We start from the raw sequence: 8530 nt of genomic DNA, 5'->3' as shown, positions 1-8530 counted from the left end.
GAGGTCACCTGTAGGAGCTGCCGAAGGCTGCGATCTTTTGATCTTGCTGTTTCAGCTCAGCGCTTTTTCAATCGCATGAACAATGGTCGGATCATCCGGTGCCGTGCGCGGAGAGAACCGGGCCAGCACCCGGCCGTCCTTGCCGAGCAGGAACTTCTCGAAATTCCAGGTGATGTCACCGGGAAACTCCGCGCCCTCGCCCGCCAGCAGACGGTAGAGCTGATGACGATCATGACCGTTGACTTCGAGCTTGCTCGACAACGGAAACGTCACGCCATAGTTGAGGCTACAGAAATCCTGAATTTCCTGTTCGCTGCCAGGTTCCTGGCCGGCAAACTGGTTGCACGGCAGGCCCAGCACACTGAAGCCTTTGCCTTTGAATTGCTGATAGAGGTTTTCCAGCGCCGCGTACTGTGGGGTCAAGCCGCATTTGGAGGCGACGTTGACCACCAGCACGACTTGGCCCTTGAACGGCGCCAGCGGTAGCTCCTGACCATCCAGGGCTGTCAACTTAAGGTCGTGAAAAGCACTCATGACGAACTCCAAGATTCCCGTGTTCTACTCGAAACAGCCACTTGGCGAAGTCACCAAGGACAGCCGCGGACTAAAAAGGCGCCCGCAGGCGCCTCTCCAGTACTCGAAGCTTAGCGCAGAAAATCAGTGGTGATGGCCACCTTCGCCATGGACGTGGCCATGAGCGACTTCTTCCTGGCTGGCGTCACGGATGTCAACGATCTTCACTTTGAAGTTCAGGCGCTGACCGGCCAGTGGGTGGTTGCCGTCGACTGTTACGTCGTCGCCGTCGAGGTCACGGATGGTGACGATTTGCATCTGGCCGTCCGGCGCCGAAGCGTGGAACTGCATGCCGACTTCCAGCTCGTCAACGCCTTCGAACATGCTGCGGCTCAGAGTGCTGACCAGCTCAGCGGCGTATTCGCCGTAAGCGTCTTCCGGTTCAACGGAAACTTCCAGCTCGTCACCAACAGCTTTGCCTTCCAGAGCTTTTTCCAGGCCCGGGATGATGTTGCCTGCGCCTTGCAGGTAGACCAGCGGAGCGCCGCCGGCGGAGCTGTCGATGACCTCACCAGCGTCGTTGGTCAGGGTATAGTCGATGGAGACAGCCTTATTGGCGGCGATCAGCATGGGGCGAGACCTTTTGCATAAGAATATAGAAAGGCCAAGTTTAGCGAAGCAATCGCGCGAAAGCGAACACAACCCGGACAAACGGGTTTCGACGATCGCAGGCTTTCATCAGGACGAGGACGGTCACTGGGTCGTCGAGCTTTCCTGTGGTCACACCCAGCACCTGCGCCATCAGCCGCCCTGGCAATCGCGCGCCTGGGTGCTGGACCCGGCGCAACGTATTGAAAAAATAGGCCAACCCTTTGCCTGCGGTTGGTGCGCACAAGGCTCGGTTAGCGATAACCTTGGCGACTGAATTTCGGCAGATTGTCAGTAAAAGATGATCGCCATTGCCATGCACCCTTAGAGAATTCGCATGCAAACTTTTTTTATCGCACCCACCGATTTTGGCGTGGGTCTGACCTCCATCAGCCTCGGGCTGGTGCGCACGCTTGAGCGCGCCGGCCTCAAAGTCGGTTTCTTCAAACCGATTGCCCAGCCGCACCCGGGCGACACCGGCCCTGAGCGTTCCACCGAACTGGTGGCGCGCACCCACGGCCTGAAACCGCCGCAACCACTGGGCCTTGCCCACGTTGAGCGGATGCTCGGCGACGGTCAGCTTGATGAGCTGCTCGAAGAAATCATCGCCCTCTATCAGCAAGCCGCCATCGGCAAGGACGTGCTGGTCGTTGAAGGCATGGTCCCGACCCGCAGCGCCAGCTACGCCGCGCGGGTCAATCTGCACCTGGCCAAGAGCCTCGATGCTGAAGTGATTCTGGTCTCGGCGCCGGAAAACGAAGTGCTCGCCGAACTCTCCGGCCGCGTCGAGTTGCAGGCGCAATTGTTCGGCGGGCCGAAAGACCCGAAAGTCCTCGGGGTGATCCTCAACAAGGTCAAGACTGAAGAGAGCATGGACGCCTTCGCCGCGCGTCTGAAGGAGCATTCGCCGTTGCTGCGCAGCGGTGATTTCCGCCTGCTCGGCTGCATTCCCTATCAGCCGGAACTCAACGCGCCGCGTACCCGCGACGTCGCCGACCTGATGGGCGCGCAAGTGCTCAATGCCGGTGACTACGAAACCCGGCGGATGACCAAAATCATCATTTGCGCACGGACCATGCGCAACACCGTCGAACTGCTCAAGCCCGGCGTGTTGGTAGTGACCCCGGGCGATCGCGACGACATCATCCTCGCCGTCAGCCTCGCCGCGATCAACGGCGTGCCGCTGGCCGGCCTGCTGCTGACCAGCGACACCTTGCCCGATCCGCGCATCATGGACCTGTGCCGCGGCGCGTTGCAGGCCGGTTTGCCGGTGTTGTCGGTGAGCACCGGTTCCTACGACACCGCCAACCTGCTCAACGGTTTGAACAAGGAAATCCCCATTGATGACCGTGAGCGCGCGGAGATCATCACCGATTTCGTCGCCAGCCATCTCGACGCCAAATGGCTGCACCAGCGCTGTGGCACGCCACGGGAAATGCGCCTGTCGCCAGCAGTATTCCGCTATCAGTTGATCCAGCGTGCACAAGCGGCGAACAAGCGCATCGTCCTGCCTGAAGGCAGTGAGCCGTTCACCGTGCAAGCGGCGGCGATCTGTCAGGAACGCGGGATAGCCCGTTGCGTGTTGTTGGCGAAACCGGAAGACGTCGAAGCCGTCGCCCGCGCTCAAGGCATCGTCCTGCCGCCGGGGCTGGAGATTCTTGATCCCGATCTGATCCGCGAGCGCTACGTCGAGCCGATGGTCGCTCTGCGCAAAACCAAAAGCCTCAACGCGCCAATGGCCGAGCAGCAGCTGGAAGATACCGTGGTGATCGGCACCATGATGCTCGCACTGGATGAAGTCGACGGCCTGGTATCGGGCGTGATCAACACCACCGCCAACACCATCCGCCCGGCGCTGCAGCTGATCAAGACTGCGCCGGGCTGCACGCTGGTGTCGTCGGTGTTCTTCATGCTGTTCCCGGAAGAAGTGCTGGTGTACGGCGACTGCGTGATGAACCCGCACCCGAGTGCCACCGAACTGGCCGAGATTGCCCTGCAAAGCGCCGACTCGGCGGCCGCGTTCGGCATCACTCCGCGCGTGGCAATGATCAGTTACTCCAGCGGCGAATCGGCCACTGGCGAAGAGGTTGAGAAAGTCCGCGAGGCCACCCTGCTCGCTCACGAACAACAGCACTCGCTGCTGATCGACGGCCCGTTGCAATACGACGCCGCTGCCAACGCCGAAGTCGCCCGGCAACTGGCGCCGAACAGCCAGGTGGCCGGTCGCGCCACCGTGTTTGTGTTCCCGGATCTGAACACCGGCAACACCACGCACAAAGCCGTGCAACGCAGCGCTGATTGCGTCAGCCTCGGCCCAATGCTGCAAGGCCTGCGCAAACCGGTGAATGACTTGCCGCGCGGCGCGCAAGTCGATGACATCGTCTACACCATCGCCCTCACCGCGATTCAAGCCGCCAACCGACCTATGGATGTGTAAATGCTGGACTTTCTACCTGCACCGTTGCGCGGCGTGATCGCCTCGCTGCTGTTGGCACTCAATACGATTCTGCTGTGCTCGTTTCTGTTCTGCGTGGCGCTGATCAAAGTGCTGCCGTTCGACCTCGCCCGACGCGCATCACTGTGGTTGATGAGCCACACCCATGAAGCATGGATCAGCAATAACAAGGGCTGGATGAACCTGGTGCGCCGTACCCGCTGGCACCTCAGCGGCCTGCAAGGCCTCGACTATCAGCACTCGTACCTGATCACTAGCAACCATCAGAGCTGGGTCGATATTCTGGTGCTGCAATACGTGCTCAACCGTCGGATTCAGCCGTTGAAATTCTTCCTCAAGCAGGAACTGATCTGGGTGCCGGTGATCGGTCTGGCGTGGTGGGCGCTCGGTTTTCCGTTCATGAAGCGTTACTCCAAGGCGTACCTGGCCAAGCACCCGGAGAAGAAAGGCAAAGACCTGGAAACCACGCGCAAGACCTGCGCGAAGTTTCGCAATAATCCGGTGGGGATTTTCAACTTCGTCGAAGGCACGCGGTTCACTGAAGGCAAGCATGCGCAGCAGCAATCGCCGTTCAAGTACCTGCTCAAGCCCAAGGCTGGTGGCATTGCCTTTGTACTGGATGCGATGGGTGAACAACTGGAGTCGATCGTCAACGTGACGATTCACTACCCGGCCGGGCGTCCGGGGTTCTGGGATTTGCTCTGCGGCAATGTGCGCGACGTGGTGGTGCACTTTGAAGAGCTGAAGATTCCGCAGCAGTTCATTGGCAAGAACTACGATCAGGACGGCGAATATCGCCTGCAGTTTCAGGGCTGGATCAACCAGCTGTGGCTGGACAAGGATGCGCTGTTGGAACAGATGCACCGCGAATATCCAGCGAAGTCTTGAGGCGTCTGTTCCGGCCTCATCGCTGGCAAGCCAGCTCCCACAGGTTTCTCTGCGTTACACAATATTTGTGTGCGCTGAAAATCCCTGTGGGAGCTGGCTTGCCAGCGATAGCAATATCAAGGCAACAAAAAACCCGCCGATGATCTCTCATCAGCGGGTTTTGTTTTTCAGGCTAACGCTTAGATCGCGCCACGCTGACGCAGCAGATCCAGCACTTGCTTGACGCTTTCTTCCAGACTCAGCGTCTGCGTGTCGATCACCAGATCGGCATCCAGCGGCACGTCGTACGGGAAGGATTCGCCCGGGATGTTGTCGCCAGCGGCGGCATACAGACCTTGCGGATCACGCTCGGCGCAGACAGCCGGCGAGGCCTGCACGTAGACCGTCAGCAGACGATCCTTGCCGATCAGGTCCCTGGCCTGCTCGCGACCTTCGGCGCTAGGCGCAACGAACGCAGCCAGGGTCAGCAGGCCGGCTTCGTTGAACTGACGCGCGACGTGCGCGGCACGACGCCAGTTCTCGGTACGCCCGGCACGATCCTGTGGCAGACCTTTGTTGAGGTCGTGACGCAGGTTCTGGCCATCCAGCACAAACACCGCACGGCCCAGGTCGAACAGCTTGCGCTCGACCGCATAAGCCAACGTACTTTTGCCGGCGCCCGACAGGCCGCTAAACAGCACGGTGGCCGGTTGCTGGCCGAAACGCTGAGCGCGCTCTTCAGTGGCAACGTGTGCCAGTTTGCCGTGGTGCGTGGCAGTGCCATGGGTCACTGGCTGGGCGACGATCATGCCGGCGCCAACGGTGCCGTTGGTCAAACGGTCAATGACGATGAACGCGCCGGTGGTGCGGTTGCTCTCGTAACCGTCGAGGGCGATCGGCGCGTCGAGCGCGATCTTCACCTTGCCGATTTCGTTAAGCTGCAACGCGCTCGCCGGGCCTTCTTCGAGGGTGTTCACATCGACCTTGTTGACGATACTGGCGATCGAGCCCGGCACGTAACTGGTGGCGCGTTTGATGTCGTATTTCTTGCCCGGCAGCATCGGCTCTTCAGCCATCCACACCAGCATCGCTTCGAAGCTGTCGGTAACCGGCGGCACGTTGTCGGCATGCACCAGCAGGTCGCCACGGGAGATGTCGATTTCGTCTTCCATGGTTAGCGTCACAGCCTGACCTGGACCGGCGTGTTCCAGCTCACCCTCAAAGGTGACGATGGATTTCACCCGGCTGCTCTTGCCCGACGGCAGCACCACGACTTCGTCACCCTTGTGCACGATGCCGCTGGCCAGGGTGCCGGCGAAACCACGGAAGTTCAGGTTCGGACGGTTGACGTACTGCACCGGGAAACGCAGATCGGTGAAGTTACGGTCGCCTGCCACTTCCACGGTCTCGAGGATTTCCATCAGCGACTGTCCGCTGTACCACGGCGAGCGCTCGGATTTGTTCACCACGTTGTCGCCTTTGAGGGCAGACATCGGCACGAAGTGCATGCTGGTCGGCTTCATCTTCAAGCCTTCGGCGAACTTCAGGTAGTCAGCCTTGATCGACTCGAACACACCTTCATCGAAGTCTTTCAGGTCCATCTTGTTGATGGCGACGACGATGTGTTTGATCCCCAAAAGGGAGGCGATGAAGCTGTGGCGACGGGTCTGGGTCTGCACGCCGTAACGCGCGTCGACCAGAATGATCGCCAGGTCACAGGTGGACGCACCGGTGGCCATGTTGCGGGTGTACTGCTCATGGCCGGGGGTGTCGGCGATGATGAATTTGCGCTTGGCGGTGGAGAAATAGCGGTAGGCGACATCGATGGTGATGCCCTGCTCACGCTCGGCCTGCAGGCCGTCGACCAGCAATGCCAGGTCGATATCGTCACCGGTGGTGCCGACTTTCTTCGAATCGCGGGTGATCGCTTCGAGGTGATCTTCGTAGATCATCTTCGAGTCGTGCAGCAGGCGCCCGATCAGGGTGCTCTTGCCGTCGTCGACGTTACCGCAAGTCAAAAAGCGCAGCAGTTCTTTACGTTCGTGCTGGCCCAGGTAGGCGAGGATGTCCTCGCTGATCAAATCAGATACGTGCGACATGACAGCCCCTTAGAAATAGCCTTGACGTTTTTTATCTTCCATCGAGCCTGCGCCATCGTGGTCGATGACACGGCCCTGGCGCTCGGAAGTTCGCGTCAGGAGCATTTCCTGGATGATGTCCGTAAGGCTTTCGGCCTCGGACTCCACGGCGCCCGTCAACGGGTAGCAGCCAAGGGTACGGAAACGCACTTTCTTTTTGACGATGCGCGCTTTGTCTTCATCGGACAGGTGCTCGAGGATGCGCTCGTCGTCGATCATGATAAGCGTGCCGTTCTTCTCGATCACTTCGCGTTCGGCGGCGAAGTACAGCGGCACAATCGGGATGCCTTCGAGGTAGATGTACTGCCAGATGTCCAGTTCGGTCCAGTTCGACAACGGGAATACGCGGATGGATTCGCCCTTGTTGACCTTGCCGTTGTAGACGTTCCACAGCTCTGGACGCTGGTTTTTCGGGTCCCAGCGGTGCTTGCTGTCGCGGAACGAGTACACGCGCTCTTTGGCGCGGGATTTCTCTTCATCGCGACGGGCGCCGCCGAACGCTGCGTCGAAACCATGCTTGTCGAGTGCCTGTTTCAGGCCCTCGGTTTTCATGATGTCGGTGTGCTTGGCGCTGCCGTGGGTGAACGGGTTGATGTTCTGCGCCACGCCATCGGGGTTGATGTGGGTGATAAGGTCCAGGCCCAGTTCTTCGACCATCTTGTCGCGGAACTTGTACATCTCCTGGAATTTCCAGCGGGTGTCGACGTGCATCACCGGAAACGGCAGTTTGCCCGGGAAGAACGCCTTGCGTGCCAGGTGCAGCATCACGGCGGAGTCTTTACCGATGGAGTACAGCATCACCGGGTTATCGAACTCGGCGGCCACCTCGCGGATGATGTGGATGCTTTCCGCCTCCAGCTGTTTCAGATGCGTCAGTTTGTCGACCATGGCTACTCACGAAAACTTTCTTATGAACGGCCAGCGGGCCGTGTTCGAGCGGGAAATCCTAGCACAGCGGCCTCTTCTAATCAGGACGCCAACTAGATCGAAAGGGTATATGAATATGCCTGCCAGTTCGGCCGATGCCCCCCCTGTAGGAGTGAGCCTGCTCGCGATAGCTTTGTCACATTCGACATAACGGTGACTGACACTCCGCTATCGCGAGCAGGCTCACTCCTACAGGGGATTTGCGGTGGATTCAGATCGGATTCGGGCAATCGATGAAGATGTGCTCGACGGCGAAACGTTTCGCCAGGTAGTCTCCCAGCGCCTGTACGCCGTAGCGCTCGGTCGCGTGGTGGCCGGCGGCAATGAAGCTGATGTCGTTCTCGCGGGCGCTGTGGAAGGTCTGTTCGGAAGCCTCACCGCTCAGGTACAGATCGACGCCCGCCGCGACGGCTTGATCGATATAACCCTGACCGCCACCGGTGCACCAGCCAACCCGACGAATCATCGGATTACCTTCAATCAGCAACGGATCGCGGCCCATCACTTCTTGCACCTTGCGGGCGAAATCGCGTGCGGTCATCGGTTCTTTCAAAGACCCGACCAGACCAACGATTTTCAAATTGTCCGGGTCCAGCGGGCCTTCCACAGTGATGTCCAATTGCCGAGCAAGCTGCACGTTATTGCCAACGTCCGGGTGCAGATCCAGCGGCAAGTGATAGGCCAGCAAACTGATGTCATGCTTGAGCAAGGTCTTCAGTCGACGCTGCTTCATGCCAGTGATGCACGGGTTTTCGCCCTTCCAGAAGTAACCGTGATGCACCAGCACCAGATCCGCTTCGGCCTCAACAGCAGCGTCGAGCAAGGCCTGACTGGCCGTGACGCCGCTGACGATCCGCATCACCTGAGGACGGCCCTCAACCTGCAATCCATTCGGGCAATAATCGGCAATTTTCGCACTGCCGAGGTAACGGTCCGCTTCTTCGACGAGGGTGCTGAGGGCAACGGCCATGAAAGACTCCTA

Annotated in this window: 8 protein-coding genes; 3 read left to right on the top strand and 5 right to left on the bottom strand. The window is 59.5% G+C overall.

Annotation, left to right across the window (positions count from 1 at the left end):
- Positions 1-51: 51 nt before the first annotated feature.
- Entirely contained in the window at positions 52-534 is a 483-nt protein-coding gene (locus ACW9IR_RS18305; RefSeq protein ID WP_095119462.1) for a glutathione peroxidase, read from the bottom strand.
- Positions 535-657: 123 nt separating this feature from the next.
- Positions 658-1143 (bottom strand): FKBP-type peptidyl-prolyl cis-trans isomerase, encoded by a 486-nt coding sequence (locus ACW9IR_RS18300; RefSeq protein WP_095119463.1) that lies wholly within the window; start codon positions 1141-1143, stop codon positions 658-660.
- On the opposite strand from ACW9IR_RS18300, the gene ACW9IR_RS18295 reads away from it, so the two are divergent.
- The 3 genes from ACW9IR_RS18295 to ACW9IR_RS18285 are packed head-to-tail and all read left to right on the top strand — an operon-like array spanning position 1112 to position 4504.
- Positions 1112-1438 (top strand): DUF3565 domain-containing protein, encoded by a 327-nt coding sequence (locus ACW9IR_RS18295; protein WP_093436299.1) that lies wholly within the window; start codon positions 1112-1114, stop codon positions 1436-1438. The two genes, ACW9IR_RS18300 and ACW9IR_RS18295, sit on opposite strands and share 32 nt — an antisense overlap.
- A 60-nt stretch (positions 1439-1498) precedes the next feature.
- On the top strand, positions 1499-3598 hold the full coding sequence (gene pta / locus ACW9IR_RS18290) for a phosphate acetyltransferase (RefSeq protein WP_102900675.1): 2100 nt from the start codon (positions 1499-1501) through the stop codon (positions 3596-3598).
- Positions 3599-4504, top strand: coding sequence for an acyltransferase (locus ACW9IR_RS18285; protein ID WP_457464517.1), 906 nt, complete (start codon positions 3599-3601; stop codon positions 4502-4504).
- A 179-nt stretch (positions 4505-4683) separates the two neighbouring features.
- Here ACW9IR_RS18285 and cysN read toward each other — a convergent pair whose 3' ends face one another.
- The 3 genes from cysN to ACW9IR_RS18270 form a co-directional block, all read right to left on the bottom strand.
- Positions 4684-6582, bottom strand: coding sequence for a sulfate adenylyltransferase subunit CysN (gene cysN, locus ACW9IR_RS18280; RefSeq protein ID WP_457464515.1), 1899 nt, complete (start codon positions 6580-6582; stop codon positions 4684-4686).
- A gap of 9 nt (positions 6583-6591) precedes the next feature.
- Entirely contained in the window at positions 6592-7509 is a 918-nt protein-coding gene (gene cysD, locus ACW9IR_RS18275; protein ID WP_007912374.1) for a sulfate adenylyltransferase subunit CysD, read from the bottom strand.
- Between the two features lie 250 nt (positions 7510-7759).
- Positions 7760-8518 carry a Nif3-like dinuclear metal center hexameric protein gene (locus tag ACW9IR_RS18270; protein WP_102900678.1) on the bottom strand — a complete coding sequence of 253 codons (759 nt, stop codon included), beginning with the start codon at positions 8516-8518 and terminating at the stop codon, positions 7760-7762.
- Positions 8519-8530: the final 12 nt, after the last annotated feature.

The sequence above is a fragment of the Pseudomonas sp. SDT291_1_S447 genome, assembly GCF_054070155.1.
The sequence above is the reverse complement of the archived record's forward strand: the minus strand, read 5'-3'. Positions and strand labels throughout refer to the sequence as shown.

Bases quoted from the DNA above. Each gene is read 5' to 3' on its own strand.
- ACW9IR_RS18305 (WP_095119462.1), bottom strand. From the start codon at position 534: ATGAGTGCTTTTCACGACCTTAAGTTGACAGCCCTGGATGGTCAGGAG.
- ACW9IR_RS18295 (WP_093436299.1), top strand. From the start codon at position 1,112: ATGGAGACAGCCTTATTGGCGGCGATCAGCATGGGGCGAGACCTTTTG.
- ACW9IR_RS18300 (WP_095119463.1), bottom strand. From the start codon at position 1,143: ATGCTGATCGCCGCCAATAAGGCTGTCTCCATCGACTATACCCTGACC.
- pta (WP_102900675.1), top strand. From the start codon at position 1,499: ATGCAAACTTTTTTTATCGCACCCACCGATTTTGGCGTGGGTCTGACC.
- ACW9IR_RS18285 (WP_457464517.1), top strand. From the start codon at position 3,599: ATGCTGGACTTTCTACCTGCACCGTTGCGCGGCGTGATCGCCTCGCTG.
- cysN (WP_457464515.1), bottom strand. From the start codon at position 6,582: ATGTCGCACGTATCTGATTTGATCAGCGAGGACATCCTCGCCTACCTG.
- cysD (WP_007912374.1), bottom strand. From the start codon at position 7,509: ATGGTCGACAAACTGACGCATCTGAAACAGCTGGAGGCGGAAAGCATC.
- ACW9IR_RS18270 (WP_102900678.1), bottom strand. From the start codon at position 8,518: ATGGCCGTTGCCCTCAGCACCCTCGTCGAAGAAGCGGACCGTTACCTC.